The sequence below is a fragment of the Paenibacillus allorhizoplanae genome (assembly GCF_927798215.1).
GTDB lineage: Bacteria > Bacillota > Bacilli > Paenibacillales > NBRC-103111 > Paenibacillus_E > Paenibacillus_E allorhizoplanae.
This window is the reverse complement of record NZ_CAKMMW010000004.1, coordinates 160,444-187,362: the sequence shown is the minus strand read 5'-3', so window position 1 is coordinate 187,362 and position 26,919 is coordinate 160,444. Positions and strand designations below refer to the sequence as shown.

The 26,919-nt window shown below is 43.7% G+C and carries 20 protein-coding genes and 1 pseudogene; 20 read left to right on the top strand and 1 reads right to left on the bottom strand.

The window, feature by feature from the left end; translation table 11 throughout:
* Window positions 1-40 precede the first annotated feature (40 nt).
* From L6I86_RS09590 to L6I86_RS09540, 11 genes and pseudogenes are all read left to right on the top strand, one after another.
* Entirely contained in the window at window positions 41-808 is a 768-nt protein-coding gene (locus tag L6I86_RS09590; RefSeq protein WP_236286620.1) for a sugar phosphate isomerase/epimerase family protein, read from the top strand.
* A 169-nt stretch (window positions 809-977) separates the two neighbouring features.
* Window positions 978-1,424 (top strand): chemotaxis protein CheX, encoded by a 447-nt coding sequence (locus tag L6I86_RS09585; protein WP_056615152.1) that lies wholly within the window; start codon window positions 978-980, stop codon window positions 1,422-1,424.
* Window positions 1,425-1,442: 18 nt separating this feature from the next.
* On the top strand, window positions 1,443-1,799 hold the full coding sequence (locus L6I86_RS09580; protein WP_056615144.1) for a response regulator: 357 nt from the start codon (window positions 1,443-1,445) through the stop codon (window positions 1,797-1,799).
* 333 nt (window positions 1,800-2,132) lie between these two features.
* Window positions 2,133-2,537: a hypothetical protein gene (locus tag L6I86_RS09575; RefSeq protein ID WP_236286618.1), complete on the top strand. Its 405-nt coding sequence runs from the start codon at window positions 2,133-2,135 to the stop codon at window positions 2,535-2,537.
* Between the two features lie 23 nt (window positions 2,538-2,560).
* On the top strand, window positions 2,561-4,132 hold the full coding sequence (locus L6I86_RS09570; protein WP_236286616.1) for a methyl-accepting chemotaxis protein: 1,572 nt from the start codon (window positions 2,561-2,563) through the stop codon (window positions 4,130-4,132).
* Between the two features lie 16 nt (window positions 4,133-4,148).
* A complete protein-coding gene (locus L6I86_RS09565) occupies window positions 4,149-4,592 on the top strand; it encodes a chemotaxis protein CheW (RefSeq protein ID WP_236286613.1) in 444 nt (147 codons plus the stop codon).
* Complete coding sequence (locus L6I86_RS09560) at window positions 4,585-7,083, top strand: chemotaxis protein CheW (RefSeq protein ID WP_236286611.1); 2,499 nt, start codon at window positions 4,585-4,587, stop codon at window positions 7,081-7,083. The genes L6I86_RS09565 and L6I86_RS09560 overlap by 8 nt, the downstream gene beginning before the upstream one ends.
* A gap of 16 nt (window positions 7,084-7,099) precedes the next feature.
* Window positions 7,100-9,253, top strand: a complete 2,154-nt coding sequence (locus tag L6I86_RS09555; protein ID WP_236286610.1) for an EAL domain-containing protein — start codon at window positions 7,100-7,102, stop codon at window positions 9,251-9,253.
* Between the two features lie 63 nt (window positions 9,254-9,316).
* Window positions 9,317-9,874, top strand: a complete 558-nt coding sequence (locus tag L6I86_RS09550) for a GNAT family N-acetyltransferase (protein ID WP_236286608.1) — start codon at window positions 9,317-9,319, stop codon at window positions 9,872-9,874.
* Between the two features lie 881 nt (window positions 9,875-10,755).
* Window positions 10,756-11,397: pseudogene (locus tag L6I86_RS09545) on the top strand (3-keto-alpha-glucoside-1,2-lyase-like domain-containing protein); the annotation flags it as partial.
* Between the two features lie 3 nt (window positions 11,398-11,400).
* Entirely contained in the window at window positions 11,401-12,702 is a 1,302-nt protein-coding gene (locus L6I86_RS09540; RefSeq protein ID WP_420851869.1) for a right-handed parallel beta-helix repeat-containing protein, read from the top strand.
* 61 nt (window positions 12,703-12,763) lie between these two features.
* Here L6I86_RS09540 and L6I86_RS09535 read toward each other — a convergent pair whose 3' ends face one another.
* Window positions 12,764-13,600 (bottom strand): AraC family transcriptional regulator, encoded by an 837-nt coding sequence (locus tag L6I86_RS09535; RefSeq protein WP_236286606.1) that lies wholly within the window; start codon window positions 13,598-13,600, stop codon window positions 12,764-12,766.
* A 165-nt stretch (window positions 13,601-13,765) separates the two neighbouring features.
* Here L6I86_RS09535 and L6I86_RS09530 point away from each other — a divergent pair, with 165 nt between their 5' ends.
* The 9 genes from L6I86_RS09530 to L6I86_RS09490 all read left to right on the top strand — a co-directional run bounded on the left by L6I86_RS09530 (window position 13,766) and on the right by L6I86_RS09490 (window position 26,816).
* Complete coding sequence (locus L6I86_RS09530) at window positions 13,766-14,959, top strand: alpha/beta hydrolase family protein (protein ID WP_236286604.1); 1,194 nt, start codon at window positions 13,766-13,768, stop codon at window positions 14,957-14,959.
* A 119-nt stretch (window positions 14,960-15,078) separates the two neighbouring features.
* The gene (locus L6I86_RS09525; protein WP_420851862.1) at window positions 15,079-16,641 is read left to right on the top strand and encodes a type 2 periplasmic-binding domain-containing protein; all 1,563 of its coding nucleotides are present in this window, start codon (window positions 15,079-15,081) and stop codon (window positions 16,639-16,641) included.
* A gap of 89 nt (window positions 16,642-16,730) precedes the next feature.
* Window positions 16,731-19,106: a glycosyl hydrolase family 95 catalytic domain-containing protein gene (locus L6I86_RS09520; protein WP_236286602.1), complete on the top strand. Its 2,376-nt coding sequence runs from the start codon at window positions 16,731-16,733 to the stop codon at window positions 19,104-19,106.
* 3 nt (window positions 19,107-19,109) lie between these two features.
* The gene (locus L6I86_RS09515; protein ID WP_236286600.1) at window positions 19,110-20,126 is read left to right on the top strand and encodes a response regulator transcription factor; all 1,017 of its coding nucleotides are present in this window, start codon (window positions 19,110-19,112) and stop codon (window positions 20,124-20,126) included.
* Complete coding sequence (locus L6I86_RS09510) at window positions 20,123-21,922, top strand: sensor histidine kinase (protein ID WP_236286598.1); 1,800 nt, start codon at window positions 20,123-20,125, stop codon at window positions 21,920-21,922. The genes L6I86_RS09515 and L6I86_RS09510 overlap by 4 nt, the downstream gene beginning before the upstream one ends.
* 14 nt (window positions 21,923-21,936) lie before the next feature.
* Window positions 21,937-22,893, top strand: coding sequence for an ABC transporter permease (locus L6I86_RS09505; RefSeq protein ID WP_236286596.1), 957 nt, complete (start codon window positions 21,937-21,939; stop codon window positions 22,891-22,893).
* A 67-nt stretch (window positions 22,894-22,960) separates the two neighbouring features.
* Complete coding sequence (locus L6I86_RS09500) at window positions 22,961-23,788, top strand: carbohydrate ABC transporter permease (protein ID WP_236286926.1); 828 nt, start codon at window positions 22,961-22,963, stop codon at window positions 23,786-23,788.
* A gap of 173 nt (window positions 23,789-23,961) precedes the next feature.
* On the top strand, window positions 23,962-24,987 hold the full coding sequence (locus L6I86_RS09495) for a response regulator (RefSeq protein WP_236286594.1): 1,026 nt from the start codon (window positions 23,962-23,964) through the stop codon (window positions 24,985-24,987).
* Window positions 24,987-26,816 (top strand): cache domain-containing sensor histidine kinase, encoded by a 1,830-nt coding sequence (locus L6I86_RS09490; protein ID WP_236286592.1) that lies wholly within the window; start codon window positions 24,987-24,989, stop codon window positions 26,814-26,816. The genes L6I86_RS09495 and L6I86_RS09490 overlap by 1 nt, the downstream gene beginning before the upstream one ends.
* Window positions 26,817-26,919 lie beyond the last annotated feature (103 nt).

Below are 26,919 nucleotides of genomic sequence, written 5' to 3'. Positions count from 1 at the left end.
TATGTAAGTTAAGACTATGTTAAAGTGAGAGGAAGCAACTATGATTTTACCTGGCATTGTATCCGTCACATTTCGTGAAAGATCAGCAATTGAAATACTCGAAGTAAGCAGCCATTGTGGGTTAAAAGCCATTGAATGGTCGGAGAATGCGCATGTTGGGCCTGGGGATGAGGTTGAAGCACACAATCTGTACACAAGAACAATCGATTCGGGGATGCAGGTAGCCGCTTATGGTTCTTATTTTCGATTACTAGCAAACCAACAACCTGAGCAAGTTTTTCGAGAGAGCCTGATTGCTGCGAAAGCGTTGCATGCTCCGCTCATTCGCATATGGGCAGGAACTGTACCCTCTTCGGCAGCAACCCCTGACTATTATGCTCGCATAGCTAAAGAAGCTAAACTTATTGCTGAGATGGCTGCAGATGAAGGAATAAAACTTGCGCTTGAGTGGCATAGAGGGACTTTAACGGACACGAATCATTCGTCTATGCAGCTGTTGGATGAGGCAGATCATCCCAATCTATATTGCTTGTGGCAGCCCACACCGGAGCTTTCCATTAAGGAACGTTGTGAAGGGCTGCATGAGTTAGCGGCGCGCAAGAAGTTGTTAAACCTTCACACTTACTATTGGGAAGGAGATATTCGCAGACCGTTTGCTGAGGGGATTCACGAGTGGTCTCAGTACTTGGCACAGATTGATAGCCATGAAGATCGCTACATGCTAATGGAGTTTGTTATGGGTAACACATTTGAACAATTTAGAACAGATGCCGCAGCATTAAAGCAATTATTAAATCATTTATCTTAGCGTCTTAACCGTATAAACGGAGCACCGCGATAAGCGAGCTCCGTTTTTTTTCCATTTTCACATACATCTTTAACAATTAGGAGTGTAGTTCCCTAACAATTATAGGCTAAAGTGTGTGTATTGAACGAAGTTATAACCGGTTACAACCAACTGGATAGGGGAGAGAAGCATGACTCAGAACTTGCAAAATTTATTATTGGATAGTGTCCGAGTATCAATTGGCAACATGCTACCACAATCGTTAGATCAAACCGAAGTTAGTATAAGTAATGAACCGATCCGTAAGGATGAGATTGGCGTCTCCATCAATTTCACGAATAGTGAGTATTGTATGATTTTAGACGGGCAGCGTGTCGTATTTAGTCGAATGAGTGAAGCGATTTTTGGGATGTACATGGAAGGTGAAATGCTGGATAGCTGTGTGAGTGAAATTGCCAACATTATTGCAGGCAGAACCACCACGATCCTTGGTGAACAAGGTGTTGCACTGGATATTACGCCGCCGTCTTTATTGGAGGAAAATTATCATTTTGACAATCAGGCCAACAAGCTGATGTTGCCCATATCCATTCAGACGGTTGGAGATATCCGTGTAGTTCTATTGAAAGAGTATTGATAAGAGGAGTGAGAGATCATGGCAAAAATTTTAATCGTAGATGATGCAGCTTTCATGCGTATGATGCTGAAGGATATTTTGACGAAAGGCGGACATGATGTTGTTGGTGAAGCGGAAAATGGACTTGTAGCTATCCAGAAGTATCAGGAGCTTAAACCGGATATAGTAACGATGGATATCACGATGCCTGAGATGGAAGGCGTAGAAGCCGTTAAGGAAATTAGGAAAAAAGATGCGAATGCGAAAATTGTGATGTGCTCAGCCATGGGGCAGCAAGGCATGGTCGTACAAGCGATTCAGGCTGGAGCCAAGGATTTCATCGTCAAGCCATTTCAAGGTGATCGGGTTCTGGACGCCATACGTAGAGCAATATAATACATAAAGAAGAACGCTCATCCTTCGCTGAATCAAGCAAAAGGAGGGGCTTTTTTTGTACCATTTTATAGGTGGATATGCAATTGGGTTGGGTTTAAAGTCTTACAATTGTAAGGAATTTATAGGTCTAAAGACTATTAATTATGACAAATTCCTTACAAATTAGGACTTTTCTCATTCTTTTTACCCAATTTCAAATAATCATTAGCTAATTATTAGTAAAAAACATGTTTAGCTAAAATCCGAAATAGAAGTTTCACAACAATTCATCGGTAAAATAAGGATACTGAGATATAACAAACTTTGTTATGGAATTGCGAGGTGCCTACAACTATGAATCTAATCCACTACTACCGCGAGCAATTTCTCGAATTAAAATCACAATTCGAGCCGAATTGGGAGGAGGAGCCATTTTATCAATTTGGATTTCGATGGAATGCGTTTACGACGAATATGTATAGAGAGTTTTTTCAGATGTCACAAATGCAAAATGAACCAGTGTGCTTAATGTATGCGATTGAACTTCCTGAGAAATACAAGAACACGAATATAAGTGAAGTTGTTAAGAGTGTATCTTCTTCCTACGAGCTTTCCATGTATTATTTCTCGGATAAGATTCTCTTAACATCTTGTATCTCGATTGAAAATTTACAACAAACATCATTAGGTTTTTTAAATCAAGCACGTGGGGAAATCATTGATCTTGTGTTCTCAGCCATTCAATTAAAAGAAGTGTAACCAACAATTAGGGGGATTTAATGATGAAGGCAACAATTAGAATGAAATTATTAGCAGGATTTATCCTTGTACTCGTACTCACATTTACAGTAGGGCTAGTGGCTATTATGAGTATGAACTCCATTCAAAAATCAGCAGTAAATGTTCAGGGAAATTGGTTGCCTAGTATTCTCAAAATTGATCAAATCAAAACTGATTTCTTTGAAGTTCGAGTGGCATTTCATCAAATCATTCTTGAAACGGATCCCGATAAAATTGCAACTGCTCAGGCTACTATTCAACAAAACAAAGAAAATGCTTTGAAAGAAATGAAAGTATATGCGGAACTCGTAAACTCAGGGGAAGAGAAGAACATATATGATGCTATTTTGGCATCTATGACAACATATATGAACCAAGCGGATACGATTATTGGGCTAGCAAGCAAGAATGAAGATAAGTTGGCTTATGATGCGATCACGCAAGTAAGACCAGCTCGTACACAAACAACGGATTTATTCGAAAAGTGGATCCACTATAATGAGGTAGGCGCCAAAGATGAAGTGGATACAGCTGTATCCGAGAATCAATCAGGCACATTGACCATTATCATACTGGGTGCATTCGCAATCTTGATCGGGATTAGTGTGGCTTTATATATGTCAGGCAGTATCTCGAAAACTGTTCAATCCCTTCTATCCGTCGTCACGAAAGCATCTGAAGGCGACTTGAGAGAGAAAGCAACTTCGAAAACGAAGGACGAGCTTGGCGCATTGGCCGAGGCGTTTAATGATATGCTAGAAAATCTCCGAGTGCTCATCAGTAAAACGGTATCTTCCTCTCAAAATGTTGCAGCTGCAGCAGAAGAAATTTCTGCGACAACGGAGCAAATCGCCAAAGGAAGCATGCATCAAGCGGAATCAACGCAAACCGTAAATAGCTTGTTTAAAGAACTTTCACTTGCCATTGACTCTGTTGCTCAAAATGCAGAGGTGGTTGCGGAGCTGTCAGAACAAACTAGAAACGGTGCCAAAGAGGGTGGAATCGCTGTACAAGCTTCTATTACTTCAATGGGGAATGTATCGAAGCAGATGTCTTTACTCGAGCAAGATGCACAAAAGATTGGCCAAATTATTGAGGTCATTGATGATATTGCTGATCAAACGAATTTATTAGCACTTAACGCTGCAATCGAAGCAGCAAGAGCAGGGGAACAGGGCAGAGGCTTCGCGGTGGTTGCGGAAGAGGTTAGAAAACTAGCTGAACGCAGCGGTGAAGCGACGAAGCAAATTGCCATTATTATTAAAGGCATGCAAACGAATACGGATTTGAGTGTCAAAGCTGTTTCAGAAGCAGCCGATCTGTCGGAACGCACAGGAATCCAGTTTGATAATATCGTTCGGATGGTCGCGAATACGGCACAACAAGTGACAGAAATCGCTGCCGCTAGCGAGCAGCAATCTGCTCAATCAGAAGAAGTGCTCAGCTTTATTCAAAACATTGCCTCCGTAAGCCAGGAATCTGCGGCTGCTGCCGAGGAAACGGCAAGCTCTTCGCAATCGTTAGCTTCCTTAGCAGATGATTTGAATCAATCCGTTTCCAATTTCAAAGTGTGAGAGGACAGGGTTGCACATGACAACGACGGTCACTCCTTTATATGTTGAAGGTCAGATTGGGCAGGAGTATTATGCCTTCTCTATCGCGTATATTCAAGAAATCATTAAGATGCATGAGATTACCGTTTTGCCAGGAAATAAGAAAAATTTGCGTGGGGTCATCAATTTACGCGGCATTATTATCCCCATCTATTGTTTGAGCTCCATGCTGCGCATTAGACCAGTCATGGATACGAAACATACACGCATTATGATTGTTCATCTAGCTGGTAAAACACTGGGGCTTGTGGTGGACTGTGTGAGCAGAGTAATCGGATTTACGGAAGTCAAGCCTGTTTCAGAGGAATTTGGTCAACAAGGAAGCATTTATTTACAAGCTATCGGTGAAATTGATGGCAGTTTTGTTGGGATATTGGATATTGGCGAGCTGTTTCTCCAGGAGGTAAGGGGCAATGAGTGATTTTCAAATGGAAGTCTATATGGGTGTGTTTCTGGATGAATTGAGTGAACAGCTACTTCTCTTGGATAAAAGTCTATTGGAGCTTGAGGAGAATGGCAGTAAACCGGAAACGATTCAAACCATATTTCGTATCGCTCATACGCTCAAAGGCTCAGCCGCTGCGATGGGGTTTGACAAGCTGAAAGAGATGATGCATAAACTGGAAAATATTTTTGATCATCTTCGCAATAATCGGATTCAGGTGAATACAGAACTGATGAATGTGTTGTTCCAAAGTATTGATTACATGAAGCAGCAAAGAGAGCTCTTCTTGAAAGGGAATTATGAAGAGCAAGCGGTAGAGCATCTCATTGCAGTTCTTGAACAGCTGTCACACGGTGATCGTGTTGTTCTTTTGGAACCAGCACTCATGGCTGTATCTGAGCCTGTACAATCCGTCACAGCGGAGCCTGAACTCCTATCTATTCGCATTTTAATTGAACCAGGCTCTGTGATGAAGGCAGTCCGTGCCGTACTCGTGCTTCGTGAGCTTCAAGAAATGGGCGATGTCTTATCGACACAGCCGAACTTCAATGCGTCGAGTACAGATGAAGACCTCGAGGCTCCCATCCATTTTCTTATCTCAACGAACCAAGGTTGCAAGGAGATCCAAGAGAGAATCAATCGCATTTCGCAATTGTCCGAAGTCATTGTTGGACCGTTTCATAGTCAACCCGAGGATCAAGTACGCGAATCTACGCGGTCATCGACTTCAACACCGGATGTTGAGCATAAAACAGCTAAACCAGCACCAACCGTTGTAAAAGAAGCCGCTGCCGTTTCCCATACCGTTCGAGTGGATGTTCAGCGTTTAGAGCACTTAATTAATTTAGTTGGCGAATTGCTGATTGATAATACACGACTTGTTGAAGTTAAGAAGCGGTTGCAAGACAAATATAAACAAGATTCTGATATTCATTTACTCGAGGATATTACCCACCATTTAGGCAAAATCGTTAGTAATATGCGTGATGGCATGATGAAGACGCGGATGATCCCTATTGAGCAGCTTTTTAGCAGATTTCCTCGCTTAATCAGGGATTTGTCTCAAACAGCCAATAAAGAGATTGCCTTGACGATTGAAGGGAAAGAAACGGAGCTGGATCGCACGTTGATTGAAGAAATTAGCGATCCGCTAATACATATCCTCCGCAATGCGGCAGATCACGGGTTGGAAACACCTGACCAGCGGGAAGCAGCAGGAAAGCCAAGGAAAGGGCATATCCGGATGAAAGCTGCACATGAAGAGAATTCGATCGTAATCACGGTCACAGATGATGGTCGTGGCATTGATCCAGAACGTATTCGCAAGAAAGCAGTGGATAAGGGGTTTATATCGGAAGAAGAATCTCAGCTTATGACGGAGAAGGAAATCATTAAACTCATCTTCCACTCGGGTATGTCTACGGCAGAGCAAGTAACGGAGTTGTCAGGCAGAGGTGTTGGGATGGATATTGTCCGTTCGCATATTGAGAAGTTGAATGGGCTGATTGACATCGAGACGGCAATTGGCAATGGAACCACGATTACCTTGAAATTGCCTTTAACTTTGGCCATTATTCGCTCGCTTCTTGTCCGTCAAGGTCAGCGGACGATCGCCGTACCTCTATCGAACATTATTGAAATTTTCAGATACAATGAACAGGAAATTCAATTGCTTCATGGTCAAGAAATTTGTCATGTGCGAGGTGAAATCCTGCCTTTACTGCGGTTGAACACCTTGCTTTCACCAGGGAACAGCTTGAACGAGGAAGCATCTAAGACCAAGAAGTCGATACTTATGATTGGGATGGCAGAGAAACGGATTTGTCTTGTCGTGGACCAATTAATTGCTAACCAAGAAATCGTCATTAAATCGTTAGATGATATCGTTGGCCATGTTCCATATATTGCTGGAACGACTATCCTTGGAGATGGACTGGTTGCCCTCATTCTAGATGTGAACGCGATGATGCAGAAATCATCTTCTGGACATGTTCGTTTCGGGATGAAGGATCGAGCCAATAAAGGCAAACACAATACGAAGCGAGAGCTGGTCACCGTTCATTTCGATGCGGAATGGTACGGCTTCCATCTTGAACATGTGCAAGAAATTTTGGCGATGCCATCTTTGACGAAGATTGCTGGGGCTGCCCCAAATGTGCTGGGCGTCATGAATATTAGAGAAGCATTGCTGATGGTTTATGACTTGCGTAGCAGTATGGGATTGTCAACACAAACTCGTTCCGCGAAATCTCGTGTTCTCATCGTGCGGGATGAAGAACAATCCATTGGTATTGCTGTGGATTCCGTAACTGAAATTGTAACTGTGTTTGAGCACGATACCAATGAAGAAATTGTTCAAAGCAGAGCCTCACTTTCTACGATTCGGAGTATTTATAAGAAAGATGATCGGCTTATCCAAGTATTCGATCGAGAGCAGCTCCTCTCGCAGTTGAAGATGAATACTTAAGAATCAGGTGACAAGTATGAGAACATTCCGTGTCTTAATTGTCGACGACTCCATCGTAATGCGTAATATGATTGCCAAACTCTTTGATCAAGATCCACAATTTACGGTAGTAGGATTTGCGGTTAATGGTGCTAATGCATTGGACAAAATCGTAGAGCTACAGCCAGATTTGGTCACACTCGACATCGAGATGCCGGAAATGGATGGCTTAACGGCTTTGAATCAAATTATGACGTTTCATCCGGTACCGGTTATTATGCTGAGCAGCTACACGGAAGAAGGTTCGAACGCAGCGATGAAAGCTCTAGAGTACGGAGCGATGGACTTTTTTCAGAAGGAAACACTTTTTCAGAAAACACGTAATGCCCTGACGGAAGAGGAATTTCTGTTAAGGTGTAAAACCGCCATGAGAAAAAAGTTATTCCTACGTAATGAGACCAACATGCTAGGGAAAGAGCAATCCGTCAAAAGTCATATCGAAATGCTCACCTTTCTACTTAAAATGGAAGAGGATCTGCTTCAATTTCAAGATGAGCTTCATCAGAAGATTAGGCAGCAAAACGGACTTTTGAAAAAATTTCGAAAAGAACAGGATGAATTTATCTACACCACATGGCAAGGTTCCTTGTTCGATCGACTGGGGATCAAAGAGGCACAAGCGATTGGTAAGGATATCCACACTATATTTCCCAAATACATGGCAGATCACATGCTGCAATACTATGAATGGGCCTGGTCGATGGGAGAGGTTGTTGATTTCGAAACGGAATGGCATGGCTATTATTTCTTAACGGTGCTCCGACCGATCAAAACGAATGGACTCATTCGCGAGATCATCTCATTAACTGTCGATATCACGGAGTCGCGGAGTATGGAGGAGAGAATTCGGTATTTGGTCCATCATGATCCCTTAACAGGCCTTCCCAATCGACAGGTACTAACGAAATGGATTGAAGATGCCATCGTACAGAAGGAGCGCTTCGCCGTTGTATTCGTGAATCTAGACCAGTTCAAGTTGGCCAATGAATCGTTAGGGCATGATGTTGGTGATCGCATTCTTCAGGTCATCGCGCGGAGGTTGAAGAATAGCTATCTGACTCAAAATCTGCATGTATTTCGAGTTGGCAGTGACGAATTTATCGGGCTCGTGAAGCATAAATCGAGGGATGAGTTGGATGTCTATACGCAGAACATTGTTCAAAGTATCAATCAGCCGATTCGGATTCGGGAACATGAGATTTACATTTCGCCTTCCATTGGGATTAGTCAGTTTCCTGAAGATGACCAAGATCCTGAAACGCTCGTTCGTTTCGCCGATATTGCAATGGATTACGCGAAGGAACTCGGCGGAAATCAAGTTCAGTATTTCAGCCCGCACATCTATGCCAAAATCGAGAGGCGAATGACGCTAGAAAAGCATCTGCGTAAAGCGCTGGAGAAGAACGAGTTTATCCTGATGTACCAACCGCAGGTCAACGTGATAGAAAATAAAATCGTCGGCTTTGAAAGTTTAATTCGTTGGGATAGCCCACAGCTTGGGCGGGTTTCACCTTTAGAATTTATTCCGATTGCGGAAGATACAGGTCTTATTTATCCCATTGGCAAATGGGTGATCGAGGAGGCTTGTGCTCAGAATAAGCACTGGCAGAGGCTAGGATTACCCAAGGTGTCCATGGCTGTGAATTTATCATCAAAACAGTTCTACGATAGATCGCTTTGTGAGCAAATTTCCAATATCCTACAAGATACGGGGCTCGAGCCTCAGTACTTGGAGTTGGAGATTACAGAAAGTATGACGATGGATGTTCAAGTCGCTCTAGCGACATTAAATAGCTTTAAGAATATGGGTTTGCAGATCGCCATGGATGACTTTGGGACAGGCTACAGCTCATTGAGTTACTTGAAAGAATTTCCGATACATCATCTGAAAATAGACCAGTCTTTCGTGAAGGATATATCAGTAAACCCGACACATGCAGCTATCGTCAACACCATCATCACCTTAGCTCGCAATCTGAAGATTAATGTGATTGCGGAAGGGGTAGAGAATGAGGAAGATTTACGCTTGCTGCAAGACTTTCATTGCGATACGGTACAAGGGTACTTGTTTGGTCGACCAGTCGAGGCAGACCAAGTACCTGAGATTTTTGCAAGGTTTGGAAAAGCTTAGTTTGAACCATTCTTTATTCCGACGTATAATAACAGGACTTCTTGATATAGGATGATGGTATTCATGAATGACAATAATGGAAGAGTCTATATCCGGTTTCTGGGTGTAGACGACACAGATGATATGCTGGACCTCATGCTGCGTAACCGTGAATTATTCGAGGGCGTATGTCCTAAGCGTAATGAATCTTTTTATACAAGAGAAGTACAAGCGAAAAGTATCGAAAACGGTATTAAACAAAAGGAAGAAGATAAACGATACGCGTTCGGCATTTTTCAAAGGGAAACGGATCAACTCATTGGTGATATTTCACTTTTTGAGGTGCAACGTGGGCCGCATCAGAAATGCATTCTCGGTTACAGCATGGATCAGGCGCATAATGGAAAAGGGTACATGACAGAAGCGATTCAGCTTATCTTGAAATTCGCGTTTGAAGAAGTAGGCTTACTGCGTGTAGAAGCAGGTGTTATGCCGCGTAATCTGGGCTCGATGCGTGTTTTGGAAAAGGCGGGATTTCAGCAAGAAGGACTGGCTCGCAAGCTGTTGGAAATTAACGGCGTACGTGAGGATCACGTGTTGTTCGCTATGCTGGTTGAGGATTATTTGGATGGTTTGAAATGATGGTCAGTGAATTGGGCGAATTTCTCTTGAATCGTGTAACCGGAAGATAGGGGCAGGCGCTCATACTGCAAGGATGGATCACTCCTTTAAGGGGATTCATTGGATTAAGTATAACTTTTTTGGAAAAAGGAAAACAGCAGTATATTCGAACTTGGAGCTGGATGAATGTTCACTTTATGAATAGAGATCGACGGAGTGTAGCACACGAGCCGTTTCATTGCATAGCGCTTATTGGAGCGATGCAGTGGAACGGTTTTTGTTTGTTTGTTTGTATGTTTGTTTGTTTGTTTGTTGAAGTTCTTAGCGGGGAATCGATTTGTGCAATTGGATGAGCGTTTAGAGGAATTGAAGTTGGCTAACGGACACAACAGACCTTATTTGCTCGAAATCAGTGGTTTTCAATTTCTAACGGACACTAATGCCGCTATTCACTAGAATTCTGCTTATTTCTTGCTTTCAGGTGCAAATAACGGCAGTCGTGTCCGTTAGATTCGGGAAAGACTCTTTCCAATCCAAATAGCGATTTCCATGTCCGTTAGGAGTTGAAAGAATCTGCATTAGGTATGAAAACCTTTGTACTCGCGGTGACGAAGGGCTATATAAAACCTAACGAGAACGCACTTTTAGAGCACTTCACTAACCTCAAAACTAACCAAATGATTATCATATGAGTTAGAGATTATTCCTGGTTAAAGAGACCTATTTTTAGAATGAAAAGTTAATTTATGTAAAAATGATTATTGCCGCACCTGGTAATCACTGGATATAGTCGGATAGTGACTTGGATACAGGCTAGTTCCTCTTTGAAGCCGGGAGAAATAGGGATGAGGGGGTGTCTGGTTAGCGGCTTAGCATCACTTTAACGTGGCAGTATGAAGTAAATGTTAACGTGTTCATTGAGCAAGAAATTACTTGAAGGAGGAAATTCAATAATGAAAAAGCTTAAACCTGCACATACCCTTACGGCACTAATAACATCCTCTCTGATTGCTGGCGTGTTGGTCATTCCTTCTGTCTTCGCAGCAAATCTACTCAGCGATAATTTTGATGATGGGAATGCAAGCGGCTGGACCACGCAGAATGGCACCTGGACGGTCGTTCAAGATAATGGCTCATATGTGTATCGTCAAACAAGCTCAAGTGAAGGTCGAGCCTCAGCCGGTACTGCATCCTGGACGGATTATGCGGTTGAATCCAAAGTCAAAATTGATAATTGGAATGGATCCAATCGAGCGTATGTAGCGGGTCGCTATCAAGATGGAAATAACTTCTATGCGGCATCCTTGTATAACAGCAACGGAGGAAAGCTTGAAATTCGCAAAAAAGTAAGCGGTTCCACAACAACGTTGGCAACATTAGATTATCCACTTGTAGTAGGAACTTGGTATACTGTCAAGCTAGAACTAGCTGGATCGACAATTCGTATGTATGTGAATGGAACCTTACAGCTTACAGCAACAGATACGAGCCTAAGCTCGGGTGGCATTGGTTTAGTTGGCTACAAAGCGGCGGTAAGCTTTGATGATATCCTCGTTTCCGATAGCGCTGGTTCAACGTCGACACCAGCGCCGACACAGTCTCCATCACCGTCACCAACAACCTCACCGTCACCTTCGCCATCACCAACAACCTCACCTACGCCTCCTCCAACGGCAGGCGCAGTCTATGTGGATCCAAATGGCTCTGCAAGCAACCCTGGGACATTGGCAAGCCCAACGACATTGAGTTCAGCGCTCACGAAGGTAGCTCCCGGGGGTGTCATTTATTTACGTGGTGGCACGTATAGCTACAACAGTCAAATTACTATTGATCGTGCGAATAATGGTACCGCAAGCGCAATCAAGCAAATCATGCCTTATGGGACCGAGAAGCCAGTCTTGGATTTCTCTTCACAGAGCTATAATCTAGCAGATGTATCCCTGAATGCAAGAGGATTGCAAGTGAATGGCAGTTACTGGACGATTAAGGGGATCGAAATTAAGGGAGCCGCCGATAATGGTGTTTATGTAGCAGGCAATAACAATCGTTTGGAGAATTTGGATGTCCACGATAATCGGGATACAGGCGTACAGCTTGGTCGCTATGCCTCAACAGCAACTCGCAGTGAATGGCCTGCAAACAATAACATTGTAAACGTGTACTCGCACGACAATTTCGATCCCGATAACGGGGAAGATGCGGATGGGTTCGCTGCTAAGCTGACTACGGGACCTGGCAATGTGTTTGATGGTTGTATTTCAGCTTACAACACGGATGATGGTTGGGATTTGTATACCAAATCAGAAACGGGACCGATTGACCCGATCACAATTAAGAACAGCGTAGCCCATCATAATGGTCAAACGTCATCTGGGAACTCGACAAGCAGCAGCGACGGGAACGGGTATAAATTAGGCGGGGAACAAATAGCTGTTAACCATATCGTTACGAACTCCGTGGCTTATCTTAATAAGAAACACGGATTCACCTTCAACAGCAATCCTGGCTCCATTACGCTGACGAATAATACATCATTTAGTAATGGTGAAGGCAATTTTACTTTTGATACCGGCACACATACGTTCACGAATAACTTGTCTTACAAAGGAACTTCGAGTGATAAGACGAGCGGAACGGATGTAGCTAGCTCGAATGTTTGGTGGAAAAGCGGGAAGAGTACCAATGCTGCAGGTCTCCTAGCGAGTGATGCAGACTTCGTAAGTTTAACGCCAACGCTCACACGGAATGCCGATGGGTCTCCGAATTTAGGCAACTTCCTGAAGCTTGCCACTGGCAGTGATTTAATCGGTGCAGGAACACCTAGCGGAACGAATATTGGCCGAAATTAACTAACAATAAAGTAGTAAGGCTGTATCTCTTGTAGATCTACTACAGAGAGATACAGCCTTTTCATGTTGTTTTGTACACGCTTCGGAAATGATTTGGCGTAATGCCTTCACTCCTTTTAAACAACTTAATAAAATAGCTTGGACTATCAAAGCCAATTTTCTTAGAAATGTGGCTAATTTCGAGATCAGGGTATAATTGAAGAATTTCTTTGGCTTTATGAATCCGATACTGATTGATGTAGGCGAAAGGTCTTGTGCCTAACGTTTGTTGAAATAATACACACGTATATTGCGGTGTAACACCCAATTGATTGGCCAAATGCCGAAGTGTGAGGGGCTGAGCGTAATGCTGTTGTATATAGTCGATAACGGGCTTTAATTGCTCCAACTGCTCCTGATTAGAGCGAGTATCTGATGTGGAGGTATATCGGAATAAATCCATAAGCAAGCCATACAGCAGATAGGAGCCCTCATAGCTCGAGATCTGATTTCGGATGCTGTATAGATGATTAATTTCATTGATTCTGGCTTCGACAAGATCAGGCTTCGTCACGAAAAGGGGCATAGAGTTGTTAAATTGCAAGGATTGTAGAAGTGGTCCAGCGAAATCGCCATTGAATTCAACCCATTGTACTGTCCATGGTTCCTCTACGGGATAATACCGGTGGGGTACCCCTGGGTAGAGTAACATCCCCTGTCCTCTGGAGATTGTCAGTGATTTCCCTTCGATTTCTAGTATGCCTTGCCCATCAAAGCATTGAATCCATTGAAAAGCCTTGTAGCCATCCTTTCTCACTACGGGTGGTTGATTCCCCCAGTAGCCCATCGAGACCAGATAAAGAGGTAATTGAAAGTCAATATCGGTCAGGACATGCCAGAAAAAGTGTTTCATTGTCATCACGCTCATTCCGCACATTAATATTGTTATACTATCATAAATATTCTTTGATTGTTGAAGGTTTTGTCCAGGGATATAATTTCAATAAAGTTATATAGTGTGTATTTAATTTCTGCCATATGTACGATTTGGGCACGATAATGCGAGGGAGAGTGGTCATAACCTATGGGAAAAGAAAGCCAAAATAGCAACGAAAATCATCCGCCTCTGCCGTGGAACCTCGAATCACTGTATCAAGCGGCACATGTCGTATCCATTCCTGAAATGGATGATGATCAGATCAACGCCATGATGTATGAAGCGTTGCCTTACCAAGGAAAGCAAACACGTGTATTTGCCTATTACGGGATACCTGATACTGCATTGGGAGCTAAGGTGCCAGGCGTAGTTCTCGTACATGGAGGCGGGGGGACTGCTTTCAAAGAATGGGTAAAGCTGTGGAACGATCGAGGATATGCAGCCATCGCCATGGATCTAGAAGGGCATCTCCCAACAGTCAAGAATAAGGATGGTTTGTGGCCAGAACATGACTGGAGCGGACCTTCTCGGCAGGGTGAATTTGCAGATTACGCAAGCCCCGTGGAGGACCAGTGGATGTTCCACGCCGTTGCGAATGTCATCCTTGCGCATTCATTTCTGCGTACCTTTGAAAATGTAGATAGCGATCAGATTGGTTTGCATGGGATATCATGGGGAGGGATCGTGACCGGTATTGTCGCAGGCGTGGATGAACGGTTTTCTTTTGCTATTCCTGTCTATGGATGTGGTTATTTGTTTGAGGCTAGCAATAAATATGGACAAAGTTTTCAGCAAATGCCGCTTGAGTACGCTCAGAAGATTAAGCAATTGTGGGATCCTTCGTCTTATTTCTATCGCATTACGATTCCCATGCTATGGGTGAATTGGAGCCATGATCCTCATTTCCCGCTTCACTTATTTAGCAAATCGTATCAAGCGTCGCGCAATGGCAACATGGATTCCAGTCTTAGCATTCATTTTGGACTGAGACACTCGCATACAGCGGGATGGAAACCCCCAGAGATTTATGCTTTTGCGGATCACATAACGAAAGGGGGGCGCGCGCTGCCACAGATTCTACGTAAAGAAGTGACTGTGAGAGAAGTAGTAGTCGTATTTAGGTCAGAGCTGCCCATTGTGAAGGCAGAGCTGCGATATGCGACAGAGATATCGAACTGGTTTGAGATTGAATGGCTTTCGAAGGAAGCGCACATCGCATGTGGTTCAAATGAAATTCGCGCGTTACTTGAGGAAAATACGTCTGCATGTTTCATACAAATCACGGATGAACGCGGTTATATCGTGAGTACGCCTATGCATATCTTTACGCACCTCAACTAGTCATTTTCAAAAGAAACACAAGTTAAGTGTAAAAAAATACATGTCCTTCGGTTATTTGGAAGATTAAGATGGGAATAACCAAGTGAAACTTGAGAAAATTTTGAAAAAGAGGTGGGCATGTGAAACAAATATGGGGTAAGGTGTGGCTCGGTGTCTTGGCGATTAGCGTTATTTCAGGATGCAGCAGTGAAGTTACACAGAAGAGCAGTGAAGACACTGCAAAGGTTAATGAAAAGTTGAAATTCTCCATGTCAATAACAACATCCGGGAATAAATATGCCGAGAAATCAGCAGATGTCAATAAAGAAAAGTGGGTGATGAAGCTCGAGGAGTTGACCAAAGCGGACTTAGACCTTCGAATGATTCCACTCAAAGATTTTGATTCCAAAATGTCCTTGATGTTTTCATCTAATGATATTCCTGATGTCGTGCAAAATGTTGGAGGTGCCACCACAAAAGGCATGTCCGGTTCTGTGGAAGCCGGTGTGTTCATGCCGCTTGATGATCTATTGAAACAATATGCACCGAATATTATGAAAGCGGTACCGAAAGAGGCGTGGCAAGAAACGAGCTTCAACGGAAAAATATATGGAATACCCTCTTGGCTATCCAATCCATCCAGGCGTGCGACATTCATTCGAGCTGATCTGCTAGCCCAAACGGGTTTACCGGCGCCGAAAACGGTTGATGAGTTCTTGAATGTCATGCGAGCTTTTAAAAAGATTGGAGTTGAAAATCCCTACCAATTGCGTGAAAACTTCAAATATGCGGATACCATACTGGGAGCTTATGATGTCCTGCCTTCTCAATTTGAAGTACTGGGAGACCAAGTGGTTCCGAAATTTTTTGATGTAGAAAATATGTCGAAAGCGCTTCAAGCGTACAAAGCCATGTTCGATGAAGGATTAATTCCGAAGGATTTTGCATCCATTTCCTCTACGGATTATGGGAAAAACATTGATGCCGGCAAGGTCGGGATGTGGTCCGCCAACGCGGCGGGACTATCCAATTATCGCAATAAAGTGAAAACGGCAGTTCCGACAGCTCAAATTGACATTATTGCATCTCCACGTGGACCTGAGAATTGGGGAGGTCACATGCTGTATTCAAGTATTAACACATCCTACTACTTGAATAGTAAGGTATCGAAGGATAAAGCGATTAAAATCATTCAATTCTTTGAATGGATGACGACACCGGAAGCTGAGAAATACTTCTCATTCGGTATTGAAGGCGAAACGTACACCATGGAGAATGGCAAAGTGAAATTTACGCCGCCAACCAAACCAGAAGAGATCGATGAGGACGGATTCCGGGGCATGTTCTGGTTCGTCCATGATGCTAAATACAATAAGGCAAGAGAAGAGTTGACGCCCGAAGGTCGAGATATGATTCAATATTTGGATACGGTTGTTTCCAAAGAAGGACTAGGATCGGTTCGTTTTGTACCGGGGCTTGAATCCTTCTCCAGATATCCAGATTTGGCGCCAGTCGGAGATGATGTTGGTCCTAAACAGATCATTGACCATATGATCAAAATGATCTATGGGAAAGAGCCGATATCAGACTGGCCGAAAGTCATTGAAGAATACAAGAGCAAAGGCGGAAACGAGATTCTTAAAGAAGCAAACGAACGTTATAAAAAGGGTTCGGGTGTGATCGTTTCTAGTAATCGAAAATAGCTGCCAAAGTGCAATATGGAAAGTATTTGTTTGGTCACCCGAGCAAATACTTTTCCGTTCTATATGCCCAAAGACAAGGAGGATACATCATGAACACGAAACATCTCATCTCAATGAACTATCCGGCTTCTTGGTGGCGTTCATTATGGCGGGAAGCACTGCCTTCTGGTAACGGTAGGATTGGAGCGGCTGTCTACGGAGGGGTTCACGAAGAGACTGTTCTGCTGAATCATGAGGACCTGTGGTGGGGCGGTGTAACGATGCCACTGCCTGATGTTAGTGAACGATTGGCAGAGACAAGACGCTTGCTGAATGAAGGTCAGGCTCCCGAAGCAGACAAAGTGCTTTCAGATGCGCTGAAAGGTCTTGGTTACCAACCCAAACTGGCATCCCCTCTGCCACTGGGGGATCTTAAGATATTTATGCCACTTCGCCGAGCATTCCGCTCCTATAAGAGAACGCTTCAAATGGAGAATGGAGAAGTGTCCGTTAGTTGGATTGATGGGGATACCCGTTATGAGCGAAGGTTGTTCGTATCTCGCGCAGCGGATGCCATCGTAATGGATATTCGCAAATGGGGACCGCATTCGATTGAAGCGCGGTTACGCATGCAGCTTCATGATAAAAGAGACTTTCGCAAGTCTGGTATTGTGTTCCCCGAAGGCGAAGAAATGCGTTCTACGGGTAATACCATTTATTATGCCGCACAACATCCAGACGGAAATGATTTCGGAGGCGTAGCCCGCGTCATCCATCGGGGAGGACATACAAGTTCTGAACAGCTTGGCTTAACCGTGAAGAATGCGGAGTCGATCTTCGTCATTATTAAGTTATTTACTCGTGGAAATAGGGAAAATGAATGGCACAGATTGGATGAAGAGTTGAGCAGCCTTCCAATGTGCTACGATACCTTGCTCTCAGATCACGTTCTTGAACATGGCCGCTTGTTTCAGGCGATGGAGTTTGACATAGCAGCAGTAGGAAGGGAACTCTCCAACGAAGAGTTGCTGATGCAAGCCTATCAAGGAGAAACACCGGATGCGCTCATTGAGAAAATGTGGGCGTATGGACGATATTTGCTCATTTCTAGTTCGCGTGCGGAAGGGCAGCCCTGCCATTTATATGGCTTATGGTTTGGTGATTATGACGCTGTTTGGGCGTTTCACATGGTCAATGAAAACCTGCAGATGATGTATTGGCAGGCCTTGTCGGGCAACATGACTGAACTGCTGCTTGCAGTCTTTAACTACATGGAAAAGTTGATAGACGATTTCCGTGTCAATGCCAGACACCTGTATGGCTGTCGCGGAATCTTTATCCCGGCTCCAAGCGTACCCGGCTCAGGGCTGCTAAAACATACATCCTCCCACATTATTCATTGGACCGGTGGAGCGGGATGGGTCAGTCAACATTATTATGATTACTACCTTCATACGGGAGATTTGGCATTTTTGCGAGAGAGGGCGCTGCCGTTTATGCGGGAGGCTGCTTTGTTCTATGAAGACTTTTTTACGATGGATGATGACGGATACTGGATGAGTTCCCCATCCAACTCACCGGAAAATACCCCGGGCAATTATTGGAAAGGTCCTGGCATGTCGATGGGAACGACTATGAATGCAACGATGGACTTTGCCATTGCTAAGGAGCTTCTGACACATCTGATTGAAGGGGCACAGATAACTGGGATGTATCTGGAAGACATTTCGACCTGGCGGCAAATGCTTGAACGAATCCCACCATACCAACTAACAGAAGATGGAGCCGTTAGAGAATGGATGCATCCCTATTTTGAGGAAAACGATCATCACCGCCATGAATCGCATGTATACCCTGTATTTCCCGGAACAGAGGTGACGCGTGAGAGCGATCCTATTCTTTACAAAGCTTTCGTCAAATCCATTGAGAAACGCTTAGGATTGGGACTGAAAGAACAATCAGGCTGGTCGCTGGCGCATATGGCGAACAACTATGCGCGAATGGGTCAAGGCGATTCAGCACTCGAATGTCTCGAGACATTGGCTCGCTCCTGCGTCATGAACAATCTAATTACCCTGCATAATGACTGGCGCGGGATGGGGATCGGTGTTGACATGGATTGGGCACCCGTACAGCTCGATGCCAATATGGGATGGACTTCAGCAATTCAGGAGATGCTACTTTTTTCAATTCCTGGCGAGCTCCGTATCTTACCTGCGCTTCCTGTCCGTTGGAGAAAAGGAAAAGCGGGTCCATTGCTAGCGCGTGGTGGAGTCGAGTGCACCTTAGAGTGGGACGTATCGGAGGAGCGGCTCGACATCGTGCTCCGCTCAACGCAAGGCTGCAAACCAATAGATCTATTATTACCTGAAGCAGCTGTTGGACTAAGAGACAGCTCTGATAAATTTGAATTGAAGCTGAGACAAGTAGCGATCTCGGAGGCTCCGCTTCATTTATCAGTCATATTTAGGCGTGTGGAGGCTTGAAGGATGAAAGTACTGATTGTGGATGATGAACCGATAATTCGCAGCGGGATGATGAAAATGGCACAACAATATACGCGACCATTTCAAACGATTGAGACGGCGAATAACGGACTTGAGGCAATTGATCGGTTTAGCCATTTTGAGCCGGACCTACTCATTACAGATATCCGAATGCCCAAAATGGACGGATTGGAGCTGTGTCGGATCCTGCATACTAGTCATCCAAATTTGCTTAAGGTCGTCATTTCCGGCTACAACGATTTTGAGTATGCACAGAAGTGTTTGTCTTACGGGGTTAAGCACTATTTGTTGAAACCTGTTACACCGCCTGATTTACACGATATATTCGATCAGATTCTCAAGCTGCATGCGCAAAGCTGCCTATCGATTTCAAAATATGTAGAGTGGATTGAACGGATAAAAGGGAGTGTTTGGTCGCTGCAGATGGATGAAATGTCCCGACTCCTGGCGGAGTGGCGAGAAAGCTGCAGCTTGTTAACGATCAATCAATTAAAACATCTATTGGATGAAGTATTGCACCTATTGGACAACTATTTTCAAGAGAAGAAACAATTTAACATGCCAGGTTTGCAAGAACCGTTAAGTGCTGCTACAAGAGAGGATCTATATATCTTGTTTGAATGTCGCATGAGAGCGTTGATGAAAGAACTACAATGTTCACGGCATGGAAATTACAAGGATCCGATGGAAGAAGCGAAGGTTTACATCGATACGCGATTATCTGTGGAGGTCACGCTAGCAGAGGTGGCGGATTTGATCGGGATTTCTCCCTCCTATTTCAGTACGTTGTTTAGAAAGATGACGGGCGAAACGTTTGTAAGCTATCGGATGAATAAAAGGATGGAGAAAGCGAGGGACTTGCTCTCCATTCCCCATAAACGGACGTTTGATATTGCCATTGAAGTAGGTTATGAAGATTACCCGCATTTTACAAAAACGTTTAAGAAAATTTATGGCGTGTCTCCGTCGGAATACCGTAACTCTATGGGGATTAAATGAGAAATTTCAATTTATATCAAAAGTTGTTTCTATCTTACCTCGTCGTCATTTTAATTTCTTTAACCAGCGTTGGTTACTTTTCGTACAAAGCCTCTTCGCGTGAATTGGAACACATTGTAGAGAAACAGTTGACACAAGTCGTAGGTAATGCGGTGTATCATACGGACTATTATATTCGCGCATATGAGCGCGCAATGGTGTCTCTCCTCAGCAATAACGATGTCAGACGATTCATTGATTTACCAGAAGGGGAGATCGGATATCCGTATTACGAACTTCGTAAACTGGTCAAAGAAGTTGGCATCGAACCTATTTTTATCAGAAATCCAGAAATTACTGACATCTTCTTGATGAATTTTAATGGTAACGCCATGTATGTTTACAATGGGATTAACGCAGGTTCGTTCACGAAGGAGCAAATAAAAGAGCAACTAGATTATTTCCGAAATAATACGACGGCGACTGGCAGTTTGGTCGTACTGAACCATAGTATTTTACCGGAGCAAACCAATCAGACACTGACACTCGTTCGCCGTATTCGCGGGCTTTCTTCGACTGAACTTAAGGGTGTTCTCGCCATTGAGTTGAGAGCCTCTGAGCTTTCTGAGTTATGGAAGGGCATTGATTTAGAGAGCGATGGTTATTTCTTTATTACCGATGGCAATGGGAACTATGTCTACCATCCGAATGCTGCGCAGATCGGCAAGGGGATGCAGGATGCGATTCATCAACAGGTTATAGACGCTGGTTCTCATGCATTTACCTCCAAAATTGATGGGAAATCACGCATGTTTATGAGCCGACGCTCCCAATATGGCAATTGGCGGCTTGTCGTATCCATGTCCGTCGATGAATTGCATAAACCAACAGACACGATTCGTACTACAACGCTTATTGTTGGCGGTTTTACACTCATTCTCGCCTTATGGCTTGCCATCAGGTTTGGTAAGTCGATCACAGGTCCGATACGCAAACTAAAAAGTGCGATGCGTGAAACGGAGAAAGGAAACTGGGTCATTCTACCGCTTCCCAATCACCGTGATGAAATTGTAGAGCTGATTAATCGCTATAATCTGATGGTCAGTCGACTAGCAGAGCTTATTGATGAAGTCTATCAGGCCGAGTTAAGGGATCAGGAAAATCGAATTGAGCGTCAGAAAGCTGAGTTACAATCGCTGCAGCTTCAAATTAATCCTCACTTTTTGTATAACACGTTAGAAACGATCGTTTGCTATGCGGTTATTAAGGATAGTAAGGAAATCTATGAGATCGTGAAGGCAATGGCCTATATGCTTCGCTATTCTGTACAGACCCATTTGGAAGAGATCACGGTAGCCAATGAACTTAAACATGTCCTGCACTACTTACTCGTGATGAAACATCGGATCGGACGAGAGTTTGATATGGAAGTGGACATTGATCCAGCGTATTTGCTTCGTCATATGGTGCGACTGACACTTCAGCCGTTAGTAGAAAATACGTTTCAGCATGCTTTTGTGGACGGAGTGGAGGACCACCATTATATTCGTGTTCACGCGGGTGAAGACGATGCGCTTTTTTGGATCAGCGTAGAAGATAACGGAGTGGGGATTGAAGAATCGAGGCTGCGAGAATTGCGCGAGAAGCTCAGTGAAAACCGGCTTGCAGAGAGCGGGCGGACGAAAGGGATCGGTGGCATTGGTATCGTTAACGTGCACCGTCGAATTCAAATGGTGTTCGGCGAGAAGTATGGGCTGCAGATTGTCAGCGAGATAGGCCAAGGAACGAAGATTATGATGTTGATGCCAAAAAAATGAAAGGAGCTAATTGTATGGCTTCGAAAACGGACATCTCTGGAGAAAAACAGTTCCAGTTTGCGAATTCGCGAGCACAGTGGGCATTTATTCAGAAATATTGGCCCTTGTATGTGCTTTCGATTCCCGGACTCTTGTATTTTGCCTTGTTTAAGTATATCCCCTTGTTCGGTTCCTCCATTGCTTTTCAAAATTATAATATTTTCAAGGGGGTATCCGGCAGCCCTTGGGTAGGTTTGGCACATTTCAAGCGGTTATTTACGTATCCAGAGTTTCTGATCATTCTGAAAAACACGCTGTTAATAGGTATGTATGATCTGATTTTTGCATTTCCAGTACCTATCATTCTGGCTTTATTGCTGAATGAAATTCGATTCAATGGTTATAAACGGGTGGTGCAAACCGTCATCTACATGCCGCACTTTCTGTCATGGGTCATTGTCGGTGGGATTATTATTGGGTTGCTGTCCCCGACAACGGGGATCGTGAATCAAGTGATGGGTTGGTTTCATATGGAGTCCATTTATTTTATGGGCGAGAGCAGTTATATCCGCTCTATTCTGATTGGATCAGGGATATGGAAAGACAGCGGATGGGGAACCATTATTTATCTTGCTGCAATTGCAGGCATTAACCCAGATTTATATGAAGCTGCAGAGATCGATGGAGCAGGTCGGTTTCGTCAAGTGATGTCGATTACCTTACCTTCCATTCTCCCTACGATCACCATTCTACTGCTGCTCCAAATCGGACATTTTATGGATTTCGGTTTTGAACGAGTGTATTTGTTTCTGAACCCTCTGAACAGCGAAAATGGAGAAATTCTGGATACCTATGTGTACAGAGCAGGTCTGGTTGACCGACAATATAGCTTCACCACCGCGATTGGACTTTTTAAGTCTTTTGTTGGTTTAGCATTGATCATGATCGGTAATACCCTGAGTAAAAAAACGTCGGGAGAGAGCCTATACTAACATTTGTCATAAGGAGGTCAGGGATGTGATTTCTACAACTGGTCAGCGAGCTTTTCAAGTATTTAACATGGTGTTACTGTTGATGATTGGACTTACTATGCTGCTCCCACTTCTTCATGTGATTGCTCAATCCTTCAGCGACGCTGTTGCAATCAATAATAGACAGGTCAGCCTTTGGCCGGTAGGATTTACGCTTGAAAATTATCATATGATATTGAAGGATTCCACGATCTGGATGGCGCTGCGCAATAGTGTGACAATAACCGTACTTGGAACGTTCATCAATTTGGCAGCTACATCAAGTTTAGCGTATCCGCTATCTCGTTCAGAATACGTATTTCGGAAACCTGCCTTGGTTTATGTTTTGATAACCATGATATTCCATGCACCTCTGATTCCGAATTATCTGCTATTGAAAAATCTTCATATGCTTAATACACTTTGGGTGTTAATGATTCCATCCGCAATCAGCGCTTTTAATTTGTTCGTTATGCGTTCTTTTTTTATCCATCTTCCGGTTGAGCTGTTGGATTCTGCCCGTATTGATGGATGTGGCGAGCTGCGGATGATATGGAAAGTCGTACTGCCACTGTCCAAACCTGTCATGGCAACAATGGGGATTATGTATGCGGTATCGAATTGGAATATGTATTCACAAGCCCTCTATTATATTGATAAACGGTCGCTGATTACCCTCCAAGTGCGGTTACGCGAGATAGTTATTACGGATAATATGGGATCATCGGATACAACCTCAGACTTGATGCTCTTGGTCTCACCCGAGGGATTGAAAATGGCTGTTATCGTCGTTGCTACATTGCCGATCATGTTGGTGTATCCGTTCTTGCAAAAGCATTTCATGAAGGGAATGATGGTTGGGTCTATTAAATCGTAGGTGAAGCGGGGGATGAGATTCAGTAAAATAACAAATAGGATCGTAAGAAAACATAATACATGGGGATGACGACGAGGCGTATAGTGTAGAAAAAAGTTACTTATGAATTAGCACTGTGGTAAAATGTTCACAAGGATTTTTCTAACCTAGCGTAAAAAGGGAGTGCTTGCGAAGTGAAATATATCCTCATTGTGGATGACGAACCGATGGTTCGGATGGGACTGGCCCAGCTCGTCAGACAGTGCAGCCCCTTGTTTCGCACGGTTGTCGCAGCAAATGGCATCGAGGCACTTGAACAAATCAACAAACAGCGCCCTGATTTGCTTCTAACCGACATTCGTATGCCGAAGATGGATGGTCTGGCATTGTGCAAAGCCATTCAAGAGCTGCAAGTGAATTTCCCTGTTGTTGTCATTTCTGGTTATGATGATTTCTCTTACGCTCAGAAATGCCTTACTTTCGGCGTCAAAGAATATTTACTGAAACCGCTTACGGAACATGAATTGTATCCCGTGCTTAATAAATTGCTCGTACAGCAGGATCAGGTGAAGCAAATCTCCTTCTTTCAAATAGAGGAGTGGCTGGAACGCGTTGAAGCAACGATCTGGTCTGCTGATTTGGATGCCCTCCATGCCCTATTAGATGAGTGGTCACAAAGCGACATGATGAAAGGGATTCAAGTTCAGCAGTTGGATCAGATGATGGCAGATGGGTTGAAGAGTGTAGTCAAAAAACTGAACTCGCGTGGCTTAGTGACCTTTACCACACAGGCTTCGCCAGTACAATTGAATAGCTTGACGGAGGCTATGGACTATTTACGGTCAGAGTTCGTCCATCTGTATCATCAATTATTTCAATGGCGGGGTGGGAATCAGAAGAGCTTGTTTGAAGAAGCGAAAACCTACATTGACAATAACATTTCAGAAGAGTTGAGCCTCGAAGAAGTGGCAGAGAAGATGGGACTTGCGCCCACTTACTTTAGTTATATTTTCAAGAAAATGACGAATGAAACGTTTGTTCAATACCGTATGAAGAAGCGGATCGAAATGGCTAAGAAACTTCTTGAAATGCCGCATTATAAAGTTGTTGATGTCGGTGTGACGATTGGCTATCAGAACTATCCGTATTTCACTAAGATTTTCAAGAAGATGACAGGCTGCTCGCCGACGGAATACCGCAGTATGTTGGGGATCAAATAATGAGATCAAGCTTGGCATTGCGTATGTTCGTTTATTTCGTAATCGTCATTGTGATATCTTCCTCTATCGTCGGCCTAGTCCTGTATGTTCAATCCACCAAGGAAGTGGATAAGCAAACCAATGAGCTCTTAACTCAAATCGTCGATAATGCGATGAATCATACGGATATGTATTTGAAGAAATACGATCGCGCTACCGTTTCGATGATAACTTCAACGAATGTGAAAGAGTTTTTGAATCTAGATGGAAACAATTTCATTCCTTATTTTCTATCCATCAGACCGATGAAAGAGAAGGTCTTTCAGCCACTTTTTATTAATAATCCTGAAATTAGTATGGTGTACTTGCTCGGATATAACGGGCTTAGCATCTATGATCATAATGCGGATACGTCAGATTTCAGCAACTCGATCCTGCTGGATAAGCTGGACTCCTTGAAGGAAATTACAGATAAAGACGGTAAATTAACGATTATGGATTGGAGTTTTCTAGACGGGAAGTTAGCACTAACTCGGAAAATCTCAGATCGCCAGACATCGAAAATCTTTAAAGGGATACTTGGCATTGAGCTTAATATCGAAGAGCTGACTTCTTTGTGGAAGGGCATACGTCTAGGGGAAACAGGGTATTTCTATATTGTGAATGATACGGGAAAAATCATCTATCACCCGATGTCTGGCATGATTGGCAAACAGTTGGATACCAAGCTGTTTACCAAGCTGCGTGAAAATCAAAATCAGATTTTCGATTATAAAGACGATGTTGAACGTGTCCATTTCAACCGAAGATCGGATTATACGGGCTTGACGTTGGTAGCATCCATGCCGCTTGATGAGCTTAGAGCGCCTGCGCTAAATATTCGTAAAACAACGGTATACACCTGTGCGATTGCGTTAATCATTGCGTTGATTCTTGCCTACCGATTCGGGCAATCCATCATTCGGCCCATCAAAATGCTCGAAAACGGCATGCGCAAAACGGAAAAAGGGAATTGGACACATGTCGCCATCAGCGGCAGAACGGACGAAATGGACCGTCTTACGATCAGCTATAATATGATGGTTTCGCGACTGCAAGAGCTCATGGAGCAAGTGTATGCCGAGGAGCTGAAGAATAAGGAGTATTTGCTGAAAAGGCAGTCTGCTGAATTTCAGGCTTTGCAATTACAAATCAATCCTCACTTTCTCTACAATACACTCGAGACAATTGTCTGTTACGCCGTCGTACAGGATTCGCAGGAAATCAAAGAGATCGTTAGATCTCTGTCGTATATGCTTCGTTATTCGGTACGTGCCGACTTGGAGGAAATAACGGTTGCCAATGAGTTGAAGCATGTGCTGCATTTTATGAATATAATGAATTACCGCTTAGGACACGAGTTTGAAATTGAAGTTACGGTTCCGCCGGAGCTCCTATTGAAAAAAATGGTGCGTCTCACCTTACAGCCGTTAATTGAAAATGTGTTTAAGCATGCTTTTCCTGATGGTATCGAGAGCCATCATCAGATCCGTATTGATGCCTGCATGGATGAGGATGATTTCATCGTAACCGTTACGGATAATGGCGTGGGTATTACGCCCGAAAGACTGGAGGAACTGCAAGCTAAGCTGGCCGCACAGCATATAAGCACCTCCCAGCTGCCTGTTCGTATAGAGCGCGAGGGTGGAATAGGGCTAGCCAATGTGCACAGTCGGATTCAAATTGTTTTCGGTGAGCAATATGGGTTATGCATTGACAACAATGAGACTGCGGCAGGTGCCAAGCTAACGTTACGCATGCCCAGTCAGCGAGATGAGCGGAGATATGCCTCAGCAGCCATAGCGATATAGCGAATAAGGATGAAGTTCCTCTAAATGGAGGTACGCCATCCTTTTTTTGTGTGTAAAAGATACATGGAAAACCATAAATTAGTTACCTAGGTGCTTAAAAAAC